General features: G+C 73.1%; 13 protein-coding genes (1 of these 13 running past the window's edge). 11 read left to right on the top strand and 2 right to left on the bottom strand.

Going from position 1 to position 16,899, the window contains the following annotated elements; genetic code table 11:
- Positions 1-70: 70 nt before the first annotated feature.
- The 4 genes from AC3WSN_RS07720 to AC3WSN_RS07705 are packed head-to-tail and all read left to right on the top strand — an operon-like array spanning position 71 to position 5,792.
- Entirely contained in the window at positions 71-1,402 is a 1,332-nt protein-coding gene (locus AC3WSN_RS07720; RefSeq protein ID WP_492537071.1) for a glycosyltransferase family 2 protein, read from the top strand.
- A 3-nt stretch (positions 1,403-1,405) separates the two neighbouring features.
- The gene (locus AC3WSN_RS07715) at positions 1,406-2,650 is read left to right on the top strand and encodes an NAD-dependent epimerase/dehydratase family protein (RefSeq protein WP_492537069.1); all 1,245 of its coding nucleotides are present in this window, start codon (positions 1,406-1,408) and stop codon (positions 2,648-2,650) included.
- On the top strand, positions 2,647-4,173 hold the full coding sequence (locus AC3WSN_RS07710) for an FAD-dependent oxidoreductase (RefSeq protein ID WP_492537067.1): 1,527 nt from the start codon (positions 2,647-2,649) through the stop codon (positions 4,171-4,173). The genes AC3WSN_RS07715 and AC3WSN_RS07710 overlap by 4 nt, the downstream gene beginning before the upstream one ends.
- Entirely contained in the window at positions 4,170-5,792 is a 1,623-nt protein-coding gene (locus AC3WSN_RS07705; protein WP_492537065.1) for a hypothetical protein, read from the top strand. Before AC3WSN_RS07710 ends, AC3WSN_RS07705 begins: the two co-directional genes overlap by 4 nt.
- Before the next feature lie 127 nt (positions 5,793-5,919).
- On the opposite strand, the gene AC3WSN_RS07700 is transcribed toward AC3WSN_RS07705, so the two are convergent.
- A complete protein-coding gene (locus tag AC3WSN_RS07700) occupies positions 5,920-6,480 on the bottom strand; it encodes a PAS domain-containing protein (protein ID WP_192709303.1) in 561 nt (186 codons plus the stop codon).
- Positions 6,481-6,854: 374 nt separating this feature from the next.
- Here AC3WSN_RS07700 and AC3WSN_RS07695 point away from each other — a divergent pair, with 374 nt between their 5' ends.
- The 6 genes from AC3WSN_RS07695 to AC3WSN_RS07670 all read left to right on the top strand — a co-directional run bounded on the left by AC3WSN_RS07695 (position 6,855) and on the right by AC3WSN_RS07670 (position 12,695).
- Positions 6,855-7,502: a division plane positioning ATPase MipZ gene (locus tag AC3WSN_RS07695; RefSeq protein ID WP_192709304.1), complete on the top strand. Its 648-nt coding sequence runs from the start codon at positions 6,855-6,857 to the stop codon at positions 7,500-7,502.
- The gene (locus AC3WSN_RS07690; RefSeq protein ID WP_192709305.1) at positions 7,486-7,812 is read left to right on the top strand and encodes a ribbon-helix-helix domain-containing protein; all 327 of its coding nucleotides are present in this window, start codon (positions 7,486-7,488) and stop codon (positions 7,810-7,812) included. Before AC3WSN_RS07695 ends, AC3WSN_RS07690 begins: the two co-directional genes overlap by 17 nt.
- Positions 7,813-8,066: 254 nt before the next feature.
- Positions 8,067-9,371, top strand: coding sequence for a septal ring lytic transglycosylase RlpA family protein (locus AC3WSN_RS07685; RefSeq protein WP_492543037.1), 1,305 nt, complete (start codon positions 8,067-8,069; stop codon positions 9,369-9,371).
- 156 nt (positions 9,372-9,527) lie between these two features.
- A complete protein-coding gene (locus AC3WSN_RS07680) occupies positions 9,528-10,760 on the top strand; it encodes a D-alanyl-D-alanine carboxypeptidase family protein (RefSeq protein WP_192709306.1) in 1,233 nt (410 codons plus the stop codon).
- A gap of 10 nt (positions 10,761-10,770) precedes the next feature.
- Positions 10,771-11,493, top strand: coding sequence for a dTMP kinase (tmk, locus tag AC3WSN_RS07675; RefSeq protein ID WP_192709307.1), 723 nt, complete (start codon positions 10,771-10,773; stop codon positions 11,491-11,493).
- Between the two features lie 149 nt (positions 11,494-11,642).
- Positions 11,643-12,695, top strand: a complete 1,053-nt coding sequence (locus AC3WSN_RS07670; protein WP_492537062.1) for a DNA polymerase III subunit delta' — start codon at positions 11,643-11,645, stop codon at positions 12,693-12,695.
- A gap of 109 nt (positions 12,696-12,804) precedes the next feature.
- Here AC3WSN_RS07670 and AC3WSN_RS07665 read toward each other — a convergent pair whose 3' ends face one another.
- A complete protein-coding gene (locus AC3WSN_RS07665; RefSeq protein ID WP_492537060.1) occupies positions 12,805-14,307 on the bottom strand; it encodes a Dyp-type peroxidase in 1,503 nt (500 codons plus the stop codon).
- A 1,144-nt stretch (positions 14,308-15,451) separates the two neighbouring features.
- On the opposite strand from AC3WSN_RS07665, the gene metG reads away from it, so the two are divergent.
- Positions 15,452-16,899 carry the 5' portion of a methionine--tRNA ligase gene (metG, locus tag AC3WSN_RS07660; RefSeq protein ID WP_192709310.1) on the top strand. The gene runs 130 nt beyond the window's last position, so the window shows 1,448 of its 1,578 coding nt (coding positions 1-1,448); its start codon is at positions 15,452-15,454; its stop codon lies beyond the right edge, outside the window.

The raw sequence follows: 16,899 nt of genomic DNA, 5'->3' as shown, positions 1-16,899 counted from the left end.
CGTGGATTGGCGGCGCGCCAAAAGCCGCGGGCGCCCGGAAACCGCCTGTTAAGCCTCTTGGCGCTTCCTCGTGGCCCGGAAGGCCCGCCCCGCCCGGGCGCGCGAGACCATCGAGACGCCGCGCTTGTCCCACGCACGCGCCCACGACCCCGCCGCGCATTGCGGCGTGGAGACCGGCATCGGCCGCGCGGCGCCGGGCCCGGATTGCCTGCTGACGATCCTGATCCCCTGCCTCAACGAGGCGGAGACGCTGGCGGCCTGCATCCGCCACGCCCTGGCCTATCTCGCGGAATCCGGGGTGGCCGGCGAGGTGCTGGTCGCCGACAACGGCAGCACCGACGGCTCGCAGGCCATCGCGGCGGCGCTCGGCGCTCGGGTCATCCCGGTCGCGGTGCGCGGCTACGGCGGCGCCCTGGCCGGCGGCATCGCGGCGGCGCGCGGGCGCTACGTCATCATGGGCGATGCCGACGACAGCTACGACCTGCGCAACCTCGACGCCTTCGTGACGGAGCTGCGGGCCGGGGCCGACCTGGTGATGGGCAACCGCTTCCGCGGCGGCATCGGGGCCGGCGCGATGCCGTTCCTGCACCGCTACCTCGGCAACCCGGTCCTGACCGCGATCGGCCGCCTGCTGTTCCGCAGCCCGGTGCGCGACTTCCACTGCGGCCTGCGCGGGTTCGACCGCGCCCGGATCCTCGGGCTCGGCCTGCGAACCACCGGCATGGAATTCGCCAGCGAGATGGTCGTCCGGGCGAGCCTCGCGGGCCTGGTGATCCGGGAGGTGCCCACCACCCTGCGCAAGGACGGGCGCAGCCGGCCGCCGCACCTGCGCACGTGGCGCGACGGCTGGCGGCACCTGCGCTTCCTGCTCCTGCACAGCCCGCGCTGGATGTTCCTCTATCCCGGCCTGGCGCTGTTCCTCGGCGGCGCGGTCCCCGCCCTGGCGCTGCTCGGCGGCCCGCGCCACATCGGCCCGCACCTGTCGCTCGACATCCACACCTTCGTGGTCGCCTGCGTGGCGATGCTCGTCGGCATCCAGATCGTCACCTTCGGCATGATCGCCCGGCGCTACGCCGCGCGGCAGGGGCTGCTGCCCGGTGGCCGCCACGGCCGCGTGCTCGGCGCGCTCAGCCTCGAGACCCTGCTCATTGCCGCCCTCCTGCTCCTGGCGGCCGGCGGCGCCGGGATCGGGTGGTCGGTCCTCGCCTGGAGCCGCACCGGCTTCGGCGAGCTCGCCGGCGGCGCGCTGCTGCGGCCGCTGATCCTCTCGGCCTGCTCGGTGGCGGCTTCGGTGCAGCTGGCCTTCTCGGCCTTCCTGCTGGGCATCCTCGAGCTGCCGGGCGGCGACGCCCGCGCCCGCCTGGCGAGCCTGCACGCGGCGATCGGCGCGGTCGAGGCCTAGCCCATGGCGGAGATCCGGCACCTGATCGTCACCGGGGCGAGCGGCTATGTCGGCCGCGGCCTCGTCGCCGCGGCGCTCGCCGAGGGACGCGCCGTCACGGCGCTCGGGCGCGGGTCGCGCGGGCTGCCGGCCGGCCTCCGGGTCGTGCCCTGGAGCCTCGGCGACCCGCTGCCGCCCGCCTGCCTCGACCCGGCCCTGCCGCCGGACCGCCAGGCGCTGGTCCACCTCGCCCATGACTGGCGCGAGCGGGCGCCGGGCGACGACCGCAACCGCGCGGGCACCCGCCTGCTCCGGGACGGGGCGCGGGCCCTCGGCCTCGGCCGGATCGTGTTCGCGTCCTCGCAATCCGCCCGGCCCGACGCGCCCAACGCCTACGGGCGCGCGAAATGGGCGATCGAGCAGCTGTTCGACGGCCCCGGCGAGCTCTCCCTGCGGATCGGCCTCGTCTACGGCGGCCCGCCGATGGCGATGTACGGCCTCCTCCGGCGTCTCGCGCGGCTTCCGGTCATCCCGATGGTCGCCCCCGGCACGCGCGTCCAGCCGATCCATCGAACCGAGGTCGCGCGCGGCGTCCTGCTCGGCCTCGACGGGCCGCTCCGCGGTGCCGTCGGCCTCGCCGGTCCGGTCCCGGTCACGTTCGGGGCCGTGCTGACCGCGCTGGCCGTCGGCACCGGCGGCCGCCGGCCGCTCATCGTGCCGATCCCGCTGCGCCTCGCGCTCCTCGGCTGCGCGGCGCTGAACGCGATTCCGTTCGGCCCCCGGATCGACCGCGAACGCATCCTCGGCCTCGCCGGCACGCGCCCGATGCCGAGTGCGGCGGATCTGGCGCGCCTCGGCCTGCCGGTCCGCCCGCTCGCGGACGGCCTGCTCGGCGAGCCCGCCGCCCGCCGGGCACTCCTGGAAGAGGGCCGGATCCTGGAGCGCTACGTCCTGCGCGCGCGGCCGGGCGGCGCCCTGGTCCGGCGCTACGTGCGGGCCCTGACCCGCGACGGCGCGGCCGCCCCGCTGGCGCTGCCCCTGCCGGTCCGGGCCGCGCCGGGGCTGCTGCGCTTCATCGAACCCCTCGACCGGAACGCGCCGCTCGCCCGGCGGCTCGCCCTGGCCATGCGGCTCGTCGAGGCGAGCCCCGCCGGCGAGGCGGCGCTCGGCCGGCCCGGCCGGGCGCGGCGGCTCGCCGGCCTCGCCGCCGACGGCGCGCTCGAGATCCTGGCGATGCCTTTCCGCGCCACCCGCGCCCTGCTGCGATGACGGCACCGGACGCCGACGTGGTCGTCGTCGGCAGCGGGCCTGCGGGCGTCAGCGCCGCCTGGCCGCTGGCGGAGGCGGGCCTGCGCGTCCTCCTGCTCGACGCCTCGGAGCCGGGCGCGGGTCCCGGTCTCGCCCCGGCTCGGCACCGGGCCGATCCGGAGCATTGGAAGACGCGATTCGGCGCCGACCTCGCGGCGGTCGAGGCGCCGCCGGACGTGTCGCCGAAATTCGGCACGCCCCGCGCGCGCGCCGCGCGCGCCGGCTTCCCGGATCGGATCGGGCTCTCGACCGCCGGCTTCTTCGCCGCCGGCTCCCTCGGGCGCGGCGGCCTCTCGACGATCTGGGGGGCGCTCGCGACGCCGTTCACCGCCGCCGAGCGCGCCGACCTGCCGTTTCCCGCCGCCGAGCTCGACGCCGCCTACGCCCGCGTCGCCCGCAGGATCGGGCTGGGCCCGCCCGCACCGCCATCGAGCCCGGCGGCCCGGTTCGTCCTGGCGCGGCACGCCTCCAGGCCCGGGCGGACCGGTGTCCGGCTGGAGCCGGCCCCGAACGCCGTGCTGGACGCGCCCCTCGACGGCCGGCAGGCCTGCAACCTGTGCGGGCTGTGCCTCTACGGCTGCGACCGCGGCAGCATCTACGCCAGCGACCTGGAACTGCCGGCCCTGACCCGCCGGCCGAACGTCGCGTACCGGCCCGGCCATCTGGTCCGCGCCGTCGAGGCCGACGGCGCGGGTCATCGCCTCCGGGTCGAGACGCGCGGCGGGGCCGTGACCGTGACGGCGCCCCGGGTGGTGCTCGCCGCCGGCACGATCGCCACGACCGGGCTCGCCCTGGCGCGGCTCGGCCTGTTCGACCAACCGGTGCGGCTCCTCAGCAACCCGGCGGCGGCGGCGGCCTTCCTGGTGCCGCGCCTCGTCGGGAGCGACCGGCCCGCGGGCGGCCTGGGCCTCGGGCAGGTGTTCTACCGGGCGGGCGACGCGGCGGGCGTGCTCTACGGCGCCGACACGCTCCCCCTCGACATGCTGGCCGGGCGCCTGCCGCTGGGGCGCCCCTTCGCCCTGCGCATGGCCCGCGCGCTCGCACCGGCGCTGCTGCTGGCGACCTGCTACCGGCCCGGCGCGCAGAGCCGGAACACCCTGACGGTGTCGCGGGTGGACGATGCGACCCGGCTGTCGATCCGCGGCGCGCGGACGGCCGAGGCCGGGGCGAGCCTGACGGCGGACCTGTCCCGGCTCGGGCGCGCCCTGCGGCGCGCCGGCGCGCTGGCGCTGCCGGGCTCGACCGCGATTTTGGAGCCCGGGGCGGACGCGCATTACGCGGGGACGCTGCCGATGGGCGGGGGCGGCCTGGCCGCCACGAGCGCGGACGGCGCGCTGGCCCGGGTGCCGGGCCTCTACATCGCCGACGGCGCCGCCCTCCCGACGCTTCCGGCCACGCACCCGACCCTGACCATCATGGCCAATGCCGACCGGATCGGCCGCGCGCTCGCCCGCCGCGCGCGCTCCGGCGAAGCGCCGCGATGACCGGCGCGCTCCCCCTGCAGCCGGATCGGCCCGGGCGCTCCGGGCTCCCGGTCCGATCCGGGGTCCCCGCGATCCGCGCCGGGACGGACGGCGCGGCCCTGCCGGAGCCCGGGCAGCGCTGGATCGACCGGGCCGCCCTCGGGCTGACCGCCGCCGCATGCCTGGCCTATCTCTGGGTCGCCCTCGCGGCCTCCCGGAAACCCTACTGGATGGACGAGGTCCTCGCGGTCTGGACGGCGCGCCGCGGCAGCGTTGCGGCGGTGTGGGAGGCGCTGCGTCAGGGCGCCGAATTCTCGCCCCCGCTCTACCATATCGTGCTGCGGGCGATCCTGGCCGCCGGATTCGACGACCCGGTGATCCTGCGCCTGCCCTCGATCCTGGCGATCGCCGTCGTCGCGCTCGCCGCCTTCGTGCTGGCGCGTCGACGGTTCACCCTCCCGGTGGCGTGCCTCGCCCTGGTCTTCTGCCTGTCGGGGCCCCTGGTCACCTACGCCATCCAGGCCCGGCCATATGCCGGCGTGGCGGCGTGCTTCGCGCTGGCGTGCCTGCTCTGGGACGGGCCGGCCGCGCGGCCCGTCTCCGGCCGGCGCGCGCTCGGGATCGCGCTCCTGCTCGCCCTCGCCGTGGGGATGCATTTCTACGCGATCCTGCTGGCCGCCGCCCTCGGCCTGATGGAACTCGTCTGGATGCTCCGGCACCGGCGCATCCGGTGGCCGATCGTCCTGGCGCTCCTCGCCGCCGCGGCCTCGCTCCTGCTCTGGCTCCCGATCATGCGGGCGGTAAGCGCCTACAACCATGGCGACACGGCCGCGCCGGACTACTATGCGCGGCCGACGATCGAGCGCCTGGTCGCCACCTATGTCGAGCTGGCCGGCGGGGACGATCTGCTGCCGCCGGCGCCCCTCGTGATCCTGCTGGCCGCGATCGGCGCCCGGCTGCTCGCCGGCCGCGGCGGCGCGCAGGCGGACGGCCTCGGCCCCGTCGCCGGAATCATCTGCGCCGTCCCCCTGCTGGTGTTCGCCTTCGCGGCCGTCGTGACCGGGACGTTCAACGCCCGCTACGTGATCGTGACGGTGCTGGGCGTCAGCCTCCTCGTCGCGCAGGGGGTTGCCGCGCATCGGCGCAGCGGCGTCATCGCCTGTGCCCTGATCGGGGTCTCGGCCGCCGCCCTCCTCTGGACGGCGGGCAGGCCGTGGACCTTCCGCAGGGAGGCGGCGATCGACCTCGCGACCCGTGCCCCGGCGGGCCTGCCGATCGCGACCGGCAACGGGCTGCGCTTCTTCGAGATCTACGACGGCGTCGACCAGGCGACGCGCAGCCGGCTGGCCTTCCTGCAGGTCCCCGATCTCAGCCGAAGCCCGGATCCGACCAACGATCATCAGGTCGAGCGCTGGGCGCGGATCGATCCCGCGCTGCCGATCGGGCCGATGGACGCGTTCCTCGCCGCCCATCCCGAATTCCTGTTCTACACCGACACGACCGCCCCGGATCAGGCCGCGGACCTGCTGCGGGCGCGCGGCTACGCGGCCGCGCCGGTCCTCGCACGCGCCGGGATGAGCCTCCAGCTGGTCCGCCGCCCGGCCGCGGGGCGTCCGGATCCGGACGCGAGCCGGCGCTGACGCTCGGCGCGCCACGCCGCGGCATCCGACACGCGGGCGCGACGGCTGTGGCTCGGATGGCCGGCCAACCGCCGAGCCCGATGCGCCGCCGGACCGAAACCGCGCTCCGCGCCCGGGTCCCGGCGCCTCAGTGGCGCGGCTCGTCCTCCGGCTCGGGCAGGAAGCGGGCGAGTTCGAAGCCGATCTCGATCATCAGGTGCTCGATGCGGTCCGTGAGCGCGGGCCGGTGCAGGGCGCGGGCGAGGTCGCGCAGGGCGATGATGTGCTCCGCCATCCGGTTCACGACGCGCTCGCTCTGCACGAGATTGGCCGCCTGCTCCTCGGTCCGGTCGATGGCGATGCCGCGGCCCCGGATCGCCCGGCCGGTGGGATCGCGCTCGATCCGGCCGCGCATCAGCAGCGTGCGGATGCCGGTCCGGGTGTCCCGGGTGCGGAACTCGGCCTCCATGGGACCGCCGGTCTCGGCCACCGCGTGCAGGTAGCTCTCGATCCGGATGCGGTCCTCGGGATGGGTGCGGTCCAGGAAGGCTTCGAGGGACACGCCGCGCGCCGCCGCCTCCGGGTCGAGGCCGAGCAGGCCCGCCAGGGAGGCCGAGAGCGCCAGCTGTCCGGCCCAGTAATCGTGGACCCACGTGCCGACCACGCCCGAGGCGTCCAGGACGGATTGCGGGATCGGGGCTTCGGCCATGCCATTCCTCGCCGAGACGTCCGAGATCTCTAAACTTGAGGTTTCCACCTCCAGCAAGCTCCTCATCTCACCTGCGAGCACGCTACGGTATCCTGGTGGCGCTGGGAAGGCTGTTAACCCATTCTACGCCAGAAATCTTAACCTGAAGTTTAAGAACCTGTCGTCGAGGACTGCCACGCGCAGGTAAAGTCCTGGCAGGATGCCCCCTTAACCCCCCGTTAACCATACCGGCCGCACCGTACCCGGGAGCATCCTTGGGTCACAGGATCGTGGCACGCCGCGACGCAGTCACCTGAGGTTGGTCCCGTCGGTGCAGCGACCGGGAGTCGCGGCCGCCCGGACGGAGTCACGGGGCCTTCTGGAGGACGCCCAGGATGAAAGCGATCACCTTCGTCACGCAGAAGGGCGGCAGCGGCAAGAGCACGCTGTGCATCTCCCTGGCGGTGGCCGCCCGGGAGGCGGGCCATACGGTCTGCATCCTGGAGATGGACCGCCAGGCTACGATCTCGGACTGGCTGGACCATCGCACGGCCGACGGGCCGGAGGTCGCCCAGATCGACGCCACGCAGATCGACGCGGTGATGGAGCGCCTGCGCGACTCGGCCTACGACTACGTGTTCATCGACACGCCGGGCGTCGATTCCACCGGCACCCTGTCGGCGATCCGCGCGGCGGATCTCTGCATCATCCCGTGCCGGCCGACGCCCGCCGACCTGCGCGCCTTCAAGCCGACGCTGGCGGCCGTCTACCGGCTGGAGAAGAAGTTCGCCTTCGTGCTGAACCAGACCCCGCCGCGCTCGTACCGGGTCCGCGATGCGGCGGACGGGCTCGCGGTGCTCGGCATCCTGCCGGACGTGAACATCGTCGCCCGCACCGACCATCAGGACGCGATCGGCCTCGGTCAGGGCGTCACCGAATTCAACCCCAAAGGCCAGGCCGCCGGGGAGGTCCGCCGCCTCTGGTCCTGGATCGAGCGCCGCACGCAGTCCCTGAGGACGGGTCAGAATGTCCAAGCCGCCTAAGCTCAGCCTCGCGGCCATCGTCGCCTCGGCGAGCCCACCGGCCCGATCCGTCCCGGCCCATCGGCCCCAGGGCGCCGAGATCGTGGCGCTGGCCCTCGCGCCGCCGGCGCCGAAGCCGGCGGCCACGCTCAAGCAGCGCGCCCGCCAGATGTCGGTCTACCTGGAGCCGCCGGTCTACGATCAGCTGCGGGATCTCGCCTATGCCGAGCGGACCAAGATGCACGCCCTCCTGCTGGAAGGTCTCGACCTGCTGTTCAAGCAGCGCGGCGCCCGGTCCATCGCGCAGCTGACCGAGACGCAGCCGCGCTGAAAATCCGGCCGCGCGCCAGAGCGGCCGAGTACTGCAGCGCAAATTCAGGTGCCTTCTCAACGCGTTCAGCGTTGTCCTTACCGCACAGCATGAACGACGTGGATCGGCTGAACGGCGGCCGAACCCCGCCGCCGTTCAGGCTTCCTTTACGCGACCGATACAATTCTCGGTGGACCGGCTGACCGCCTCCAGGGCCAGCCGGTTCCGGTCCGGTTGCCGGGCCCCGGTCACGCGTAGAGTTGGTGAAGTCCACGATGGTGCGCACGACGCTCCCCCGGCCGGCGCGCCTCGCCCTGCGGCTCATGGCCGTGTCGGGCGTGGCCCTGGCCACGGCGAACTGCGCCACCGCGCCCCAGCAGAAGCTGGCCGCCGGCAACGGCATCGATCCGAAATACGGGGTCAAGGCCAGCCCGCGCCTCTACAACGAGGGCGACGTGATCCCGAAGGGCGGCGGCCGCCGCTACACCGGCAAGCCCTACGTGGTCGCCGGCCAGACCTACGTGCCCAAGGAGGATCCGAACGGCTACGTGCGCGAGGGCCTCGCCTCCTGGTACGGCTCGGCCTTCCACGGGCGCATGACCGCCAACGGCGAGGTGTTCGACCGGCACTCGATCGCGGCCGCCCACCCGACCCTGCCGCTGCCGAGCTACGCCCGGGTGACCAACCTCGACAACGGCTACTCGATGGTAGTGCGCGTCAATGACCGCGGCCCCTACCATGCCGGCCGCGTCATGGATGTCTCGGAGGAGGCGGCCGACGCGCTGGGCTTCCACCGCCGCGGCACCGCGCATGTGCGCGTCGAGTATGTCGGCAAGGCCTCGGTCGCCGGCAGCGACGACCGCAAGCTGCTCGCGAGCCTGCGCACCGACGGCCGGCCGGCCGGCCGCTCCACCGTGATGGTGGCCGATCTCGGCTCCTCGGCGGAGACCGAGCGCTACGCGCGCTCGGCCCCCGCGCCGCTCGCCTTCAAGCCTGTCCAGGACCCCGCACAGGCGCGCGAGGAGCCCGCCGAAGCGCCGGCGCCCCGTCCCGAGAGGCCGGCCCCGATACGCGCGCCGATCGTGCTGGCCTCGGCGGCCGTGACGGTTCCGGCGGCCGTGCAGCCCACCGCCCCGCGCGTGCGGGAGTTCCGGCCGCAACCCGTGCAGGCTGCCGCGTCACGGGGCACCGCCCCGACGGTGGCGGGCCTCAACCCGGCCCTGGCCCACGGCGCGCCGCCGGCGCCGGGGCGCGGGGCCGTCCTGAAGATTGCGGCGGGCCACGCGGCGCCCGTGCAGGCCGCCCTGCGGCCGACCGCATCGCCTGCCCCCGCGCGGCTCGCCAAGGCCGCGCCCGCAGCGCTTCCACCCTCGGCCAAGCTCGCCATGGCGCGTCTGGCCAGCGCGGCGGCACCGAAAGCCCCCGCGGGCGCGGCGGTCCCGTCCAAGGCCCCCGGAACCGCGGGGATCACCAAGGCCGCCGCGACCGCCCGGTCGGCGGCCCCGGCCAAGGGCGCGGCCCCGAGCAAGACGGCGGCGCCTGCCGGCGCGCACCACGCCCGCCTCGCCGGGATCTACTGAGGACGGCCCGGCGGCGCCCACGCCGGCCGCAGCCTCTTGATCGCGATGCGGCATTTCGCATTCGATCCCGGCGCGAAACCGTAATATGGTCACGCTTGTTATCCGGAAACGGCCGAGGCTCTCCCGGCCCGACGGCAGGCGCGGGACGGAACGGCGATGCGCAGACCCCTTCTCACCCTTCTCGCGGCCGCCTGCGCGCTGGGCGCCGGCCTCGCCGCCGCCGCCGCGCAGGGCTTCCAGACCGCGGCCCCGCACGCGATCCTGATCGACGCCGATTCCGGCTCGGTCCTGTTCGAGAAGGCCGCCGACGAGCGCTTCTCCCCGGCCAGCATGGCCAAGCTGATGACCACCGACATCGTGTTCGAGGCGCTGAAATCCGGCCGCCTGTCGATGGACACGGAGTTCACCGTCACCGAGGACGCGTGGAAGCGCGGCGGGGCGGGGGGCGGCGGCTCGTCGATGTTCGCGCAGGTCAACAGCCGCATCAAGATGGCGGACCTGCTGCGCGGCCTGATCGTGCAGTCGGGCAACGACGCGGCGATCACCATCGCGGAGAACATGGCCGGCTCCGAGGAGGCCTTCGCCGGGCTGATGAACCAGCGCGCCAAGGAGATCGGGCTGACCAACTCGACCTTCCGCAACGCCACCGGCTACGCGGCGCCCGACCAGAAGGTCACGGCCCGGGACATGGCGAAGCTCGCGCTGCACATCATCGAGACCTACCCGGACTACTACAAGATCTTCGCCGAGAAGGAGTTCACCTGGAACAAGATCCGTCAGCAGAACCGCAACCCGCTGCTGGCCCTCGACATCGGCGCGGACGGGCTCAAGACCGGCTACCTGGAGGAATCCGGCTACGCGCTCACCGGCTCGGCGGTGCAGAACGGCCAGCGGCTCGTGCTGGTGGTCTCGGGCCTCAAGACCGCCCGGGACCGCGCCGCCGAGTCGCGCAAGCTGATGGAATGGGGCTTCCGCGCCTTCGAGCCCCGGCAGGTCTTCGCGCCGGGCGAGACCGTGGCCGAGGCCTCGGTGTTCGGCGGCCAGTCGGGCTCGGTGCCGCTGGTGGCGAAGAAGCCCGTGCGGGTGCTGCTGCCCCGCGGCTCCAGCGACCGGGTCAGCGCCAAGGTGATCTATACCGGGCCGCTCGTCGCCCCCGTGGAGGAGGGCCAGCGGGTCGGAATCCTGCGCATCCAGCGCGGCGACACCGTCGCCCTCGACCAGCCGCTCGTCGCCGGCGCCGCGGTGGAGCCCGGCACCCTGTCGCAGCGGGCGATGGATGCGGCGCTGGAATTCGGCACCGGCCTCGTCCGCAAGGCCCTCGACCGGGCCGGCAAGGGGAGCGACAAGGGCGGTGACAAGGGCGCTGCCGGGGCGGCCAATCCGTCGTGACGGCGCGCGCGTGACCGTGCCGCGGCTCGGGGATCCCGCGGAAGCGGGCGGCGCCTTCATCACCTTCGAGGGCGGGGAGGGGGCCGGCAAGTCGACCCAGATCGCCCGCCTCGCCGCGACCCTGCGCGCGCGCTCGGGCCGGCCCGTCTGCGTGACGCGCGAGCCCGGCGGATCGCCGCGGGCCGAGGAGATCCGCACGGCGCTGCTCGACGGCGTCGCCAAGCCCTACGGCCCGTTCGCGGAAGCGCTGCTGTTCAGCGCCGCCCGGATCGATCATCTCGACCGGCTGATCCGCCCGGCTCTGCGCCGGGGCGAGACCGTGCTGTGCGACCGCTTCATCGACTCGACCCGCGCCTACCAGGGCGCCGCGGGCGGGCTCGATCCCGGGATCGTCGACGCCCTGGAGCGGGTCGTCGTCGGCCCGACCCGGCCCGACCTCACCCTGATCCTCGACCTCGCCCCCGAGGCCGGCCTCGCCCGCGCGGCCGGGCGCGGCGCCGGGACGGGGCAGGGGGCCGACCGGTTCGAGGCCGAGGCTCTCGACTTCCACATCCGGCTGCGGGAGGCGTTCCTGGCGATCGCCCGGGCCGAGCCGGAGCGCTGCGCGGTGATCGACGCGTCCCGCGAGCCCGACGCGGTCGAGGCGGCGATCCGCGCCGCCGTCGCGGCCCGGCTGCCGGCGCTCCTGCCCGACCGGCCGGCGGGGGAGGACCGGAGCGGCGATGCGGCGTGAGTTGCGGTGTGCGGCTATACCCGGCCCGACCGATCCCATCCCAGCCAGCAACCGTGTCGGCGGCCCCGGCGGGAGCGACGAACCGCCCCGAACCCGCAGGCAGCGCCCTGAAGCCCGTTCCATGAAGCCCGTCCCATGAAGCCCGTCCCATGAAACCCACCGACCGCGCCGCCGACGACGTCGAGCCCGGGGACCTCGCCGGGATCCCGCGCCCGCGCGAGACCCTCGGGCTCGTCGGCCACGCGGCCGCGGCCGACGCCTTCGCGTCGGCGATCGCGGCGGGGCGCCTGCACCACGCGTGGCTGATCGGCGGCGCCCCCGGCATCGGCAAGGCGACCTTGGCCTACCGGGTCGCCCGGCGCCTGCTCGCCTACCCCGCGGGCGGGGGCCCGGCGGGCCTCGCCGTGCCGGCGGGCGACGCCGTCCTCGGCAAGGTGGCGGGCCTGTCGCACCCGAATCTCGTGGTCCTGCGCCGCCACCGGGTGGCGGGCGCCAAGGCGCTGCCGACCAAGATCTCGGTCGACATGGTCCGCCGCGCCCTCGACCTGTTCGCCACGACGGCGGCGGATTCCGGCTGGCGGGTCTGCATCCTCGACAGCGCCGAGGACCTGAACGCCAACGCCGCCAACGCCCTGCTCAAGGTGCTGGAGGAGCCCCCGCCCCGGGCGCTGTTCCTGATCCTGTCGCACCAGCCCGGCCGGCTGCTGCCGACGATCCGCTCGCGCTGCCGGGCGCTGATGCTGCGCCCCCTCCCGGCCGAGGACGTCGCCCGGGTCGTGCGCGGCCTGCCCGAGCCCTTCCCGCAGCCCGACGAGACCGCCCTGGCCAGGGCGCTGGCCCAGTGCGAGGGCTCGGTCGCCCGCGCGCTGGCGATGCTCGATCCGGTCACCGCCGGCCTCGTGGCCGAGATCGAGACCCTGCTGGCGCGGGCGCGCAATCCCGACTGGGGCCGGGTGCTCAAGCTCGCCGAGACCCTGGCGGGCCGCGACGCCGAGGGGCGGTTCGAGGCCGCCCAGGACGCGGTGCTGCGCTTCGTCTCGGCCGAGATCGACCGGCGCCGGGACGAGCCCCCCGCCCGCCTCGCCGCCCTGGTGGAGGTCGCCGACCGGTTCGGCCGCGCCGCCCGGGAGGCGGCGATCTACAACCTCGACCGGCGGCCGGTGGTGCTGTCCCTGTTCGGGGATCTCGCGGAGGTGGCGTAGGCTTCGCCCCTGGGCAGCCAGGGCGGCTGCCCAGGGGCGAAGCGGGTTACGGGGTGGACCGGGGACGTCGCGTCGCCCGCCGCCCGACCGTAGCGGAGAGCCGGCGGACCTAGAGCGACCGGAGGGCCGGGATCGAAGGCGCAAAGAAATACTCTCCCCCCTCCATGCGCACGAAGCTCCTCAGAGTCAGATCGGGCTTCCCGGCGACGTTCCTGGAAATGGGCGCGGCACCCCTGAAGGGCCGGACGGCGCTCGGACTCTGCCCGATGATCGGATCGATCCCGCTCCCTTCCTGCGAGAAGTCCGCCGCGTTACTCCATTGCTGCTGAACGAACTCGAACTGGCCCTCGATGGACGTGACATAACACTTGAAGAGAAGCCCGCGCGTGTGATCCCCGCCGTTCGAGGTTCCCGACAGGGCTTCCTCCTCGGTCAGCTCAGGACCGAACGCGATCCCGCGCCGCAGCATGCGATGGGTCTGCGTGAACGCCTCCGCCCGATCCACATCCGCCGGCGGGGGGCTGGTGTCATGACGGACATCGTCCCGCGGATAGGTTTTGCGGATATGGGCGGCCCAGGGGCAGATCAGCCCCTCCCGATCGTCACCGAACTCGAATTTGTTCGCGTCGGGCGTGTTGTCACCCAGGGCACGGTTGTCCCGCGTCGGGGCCTGGATGAGCGCAGCGCCGCTCTTCCAGCGGCCGACCAGCTGCGCGCCGAGCAAGTCGGGGTCGGCCTGATCGGATGAGGCCGGAAGGCTCTGGGAGGCCCGCTTCACGGAGGCATTGAATTCCGGAACCAACTGGGCCAGGCGCCGGATGACGAGAAACGATCCATTCAGCATGAACGGGATCGGGGGCGTCCTCTCAGGCCCCTTCTCGGGGAACGAAGCGGCTCCGGGATTCTGGGCCGGATAACCGAACACGAATTCGCCGGGCCACAGCACGTCCTGACCGGGGGCGGCCTGATCCGGCTCGCTGTCCTGGCCGTTGCTGTCCTTGAGCCCGGGATTCAGCGCGACCGTCTCGGCGATCCGCCCCCGAATGCCGGGTTGCGAGACCCCGTCCGCATAGCCGAAATGCTCGTGGCCCAGGACCGGCTCCGGGCGGACCTGCCCCACCTCCTCATCGATCAGGCGCCATCCGTTGGCACCGGGAGGCGCCAGGCGAAGCGACATCACGTTCGCGACCTCGGCGTGCGTGGCTCCGGTCACGATGAAGACACCGTGCAGCCGCTTGGACGGCCGCAAGGAGCGCCAGGATGAAGCGGGCGGATCGTTCAGAACGGCTTGCCGGCTGGCCATTCCGCCCTTGAAAGCGTCGATTCCGGTCGCACCGGAGACCTGGCTGACGCCAATCCGGGCCAGTCCTGCGGCCGTGAACGCGATGTTCAAACCGGGGGTCGGGATGAGCGCGTGACTGACCTGCCTCTGTGCGGCGATCTCGTCGCGGAACCGCAGACAATCCTGCATGCTGGTGATGTCGAGCCGCTCAAGAAATTCCTTGAAGGCCGCGACGTCGATCACCTCGAAAAACATGAGATGCTCATGACGTTTCGGCAGACCGACCAGGATGTCACCCTGTATGTCGGCAATCGGAAACAGGGGCTCCAATCTAGCGTCATGAGACATTGAAAAACCTCCCCGCATATCGGCACGAATGGCGCACAATCCGGTTTGATATCAACCCGAATCAGTCATCAATGTCCTTATTCTGGTTCCAATAGAAAATCCTAGCAACGCAATATCCGCATCGTCTATTTGAAGGACGTTGAATATGAGAATTTGGATATTTAATACATAAATTGAAGACATTATTTCGGGGACAGGCGTGCGAATCGTGTCCCCATTCCGGCAGAATGTCCTCACGTCGCGGAGCCGGCCGGTCGCTGCCCGGCGTGATGCTGCCGGATTGCGCCTCCGACCCCGAGACCCTGAAGACGGGATGGCGCAGTCGACCGGCCAGGGCGGTCGCGCTCGGGTTTCAGACACCACCCGGCGCGGCGCCGGGCACGCTCCGACCTTGACAATGTTCCTATTTTGTGCTCATTAGCCGCCACCTGCCCACGGCGGTCCGGGAGCGATCCCAGGGCGTCCTTGACGGGGCCCGCCCGGTGGCTGACCGGGTGGGTCCGTGGCGCGGGGCGGTGCCCGCGTCGGTGGCTCTCAGCCGCCATCGCCCCGGGCGGCGTGCCGGTACGGGGCGTGTCTCGGTGGCGGGCGTGAGACCGGGCGGCAGTCTGCCCGGCGGGGGCCGAAATGTCCCCGCGCCGACCCGCCACTGGGCCGACCCTACGCACCCTGCGGATCCGCCCACTACGAGGCGGGCACACGGCTGGAAGGCCACGGCATTGATAGCGGGTTCCGGAGGCGCGTGCGCCTCGCCTGAGACCGCTTGGCAGGCCGGCGCAGGACCGGGACGTCGGAGACACCGCGACGAGAAAGACGGCACCGGCCAGGGACCATGCCCGGTCGATGCCGCGGGCGCCGCGGGGATCGGATCCCGCGCGTTGACTGGCCGACACCTGGGTTCCCGCGGCGTCCCGCGTCCCGCGTGTTCGTCTCTTGGGCCATGCCCCCGGCGCCGAACGGCGCGCGGGGACGATCGCGCATGGCGGGAGACGACCGAGATTCCCCCGCCGCCCGGGCCGGCCGAGGACGTGGTTCCGACGGGCCCGCAGGCTGCAACGGTTGCGTCCCGGCTCCGGCCGCGCGACAACGCGGACAGCCTCCCGCGCTCATCCGGAACACCACAGACGTGACGTCCAACGCCCCGGCGAATCCCCGAAAGACCTTCGGTCTCTCGACCGCGATCTCCTACCCCAACGGCGCGCCCCATATCGGCCACGCCTACGAGGTGATCGCCGCCGACGCGATCGCGCGCTTCCACCGGCTCGACGGCTACGACGTGCTGTTCTCCACCGGGACCGACGAGCACGGGCTGAAGATCCAGCAGGCCGCGACCCGGGCCGGCACCACGCCGCGCGCCTTCGTCGACGGCACCGCCGCCCGGTTCCAGGCGATGGCCGACCGGATGGACTGCGCCTACGACCGCTTCATCCGCACCACCGAGCCCGGCCATTACGAAGCCGCCCAGGAAATCTGGCGACGGATGGAGGCCAACGGCGACATCTACCTCGACAAGTATGCCGGCTGGTACTCGGTCCGTGACGAGGCCTATTACGACGCGTCCGAGACCCGGCTCCTGGAGGACGGCAGCCGCCGCAGCCTCGCCACCGACACGCCGGTCGAGTGGATGGAGGAGGAGAATTTCCTGTTCCGGCTCTCCGCCTACCAAGACAGGCTGCTGAAGCTCTACGACGAGCAGCCCGGCTTCATCGGGCCGGAGACCCGGAAGAACGAGGTGGCGAGCTTCGTGCGCTCCGGCCTCAAGGACCTCTCGGTCAGCCGCACCAATTTCGACTGGGGCGTGCCGGTGCCCGGCCACCCGAACCACGTCATGTACGTGTGGGTCGACGCGCTCACCAATTATCTCACCGTCACCGGCTTCCCCGACGCGGAGAACCCCAAACGGAAATTCTGGCCGATGGACCTGCACGTGATCGGCAAGGACATCGTGCGGTTCCACGCGGTCTACTGGCCGGCCTTCCTGATGTCGGCCGGGCTGCCCCTGCCCAAGCGCGTCTTCGGCCACGGCTTCCTGCTCTCCAAGGGCGAGAAGATGTCGAAGTCGCTGGGCAACGTCCTCGACCCGTTCGAGCTCGCCGACACCTACGGCGTCGACCCGGTGCGCTACTTCGTGCTGCGCGAGGTGCCGTTCGGCGGCGACGGCAGCTACAGCCACGAGGCGATCATCGGCCGGATCAACGCCGATCTGGCCAACGATCTCGGCAACCTCGCCCAGCGCTCGCTCTCGATGGTCGCCAAGAACTGCGACGGCGCGGTGCCGGATCCGGGCAGCCTGGACGCGGCCGCCACGGCCCTGCTGGCCCAGGCCGATGCCCTGCCGGCGCGGGCCCGGACCCTCATGGGCGAGCTGGCGCTCCACACCGTCCTGGCCGAGATCTGGGCCGTGGTGGCCGAGGCCAACCGCTACTTCGCCGCCCAGGAGCCGTGGAAACTGCGCAAGTCCGACCCGGCGCGGATGAACGCGGTGCTGTACACGACCCTGGAGAGCTTGCGCGCCTTCGGCATCCTGACCCAGCCCTTCGTGCCGGGGGCGGCGGAAAAACTCCTCGACCTGCT

The sequence above is a fragment of the Methylobacterium sp. FW102-HT35C08 genome, from assembly GCF_058790235.1.
The sequence above is the reverse complement of the archived record's forward strand: the minus strand, read 5'-3'. Positions and strand labels throughout refer to the sequence as shown.

Excerpts from the sequence above, each read along its gene's own strand:
- AC3WSN_RS07715 (WP_492537069.1), top strand. The coding sequence starts at position 1,406 with ATGGCGGAGATCCGGCACCTGATCGTCACCGGGGCGAGCGGCTATGTC.
- AC3WSN_RS07710 (WP_492537067.1), top strand. The coding sequence starts at position 2,647 with ATGACGGCACCGGACGCCGACGTGGTCGTCGTCGGCAGCGGGCCTGCG.
- AC3WSN_RS07705 (WP_492537065.1), top strand. The coding sequence starts at position 4,170 with ATGACCGGCGCGCTCCCCCTGCAGCCGGATCGGCCCGGGCGCTCCGGG.
- AC3WSN_RS07700 (WP_192709303.1), bottom strand. The coding sequence starts at position 6,480 with ATGGCCGAAGCCCCGATCCCGCAATCCGTCCTGGACGCCTCGGGCGTG.
- AC3WSN_RS07695 (WP_192709304.1), top strand. The coding sequence starts at position 6,855 with ATGAAAGCGATCACCTTCGTCACGCAGAAGGGCGGCAGCGGCAAGAGC.
- AC3WSN_RS07690 (WP_192709305.1), top strand. The coding sequence starts at position 7,486 with ATGTCCAAGCCGCCTAAGCTCAGCCTCGCGGCCATCGTCGCCTCGGCG.
- AC3WSN_RS07685 (WP_492543037.1), top strand. The coding sequence starts at position 8,067 with ATGGTGCGCACGACGCTCCCCCGGCCGGCGCGCCTCGCCCTGCGGCTC.
- AC3WSN_RS07680 (WP_192709306.1), top strand. The coding sequence starts at position 9,528 with ATGCGCAGACCCCTTCTCACCCTTCTCGCGGCCGCCTGCGCGCTGGGC.
- AC3WSN_RS07670 (WP_492537062.1), top strand. The coding sequence starts at position 11,643 with ATGAAACCCACCGACCGCGCCGCCGACGACGTCGAGCCCGGGGACCTC.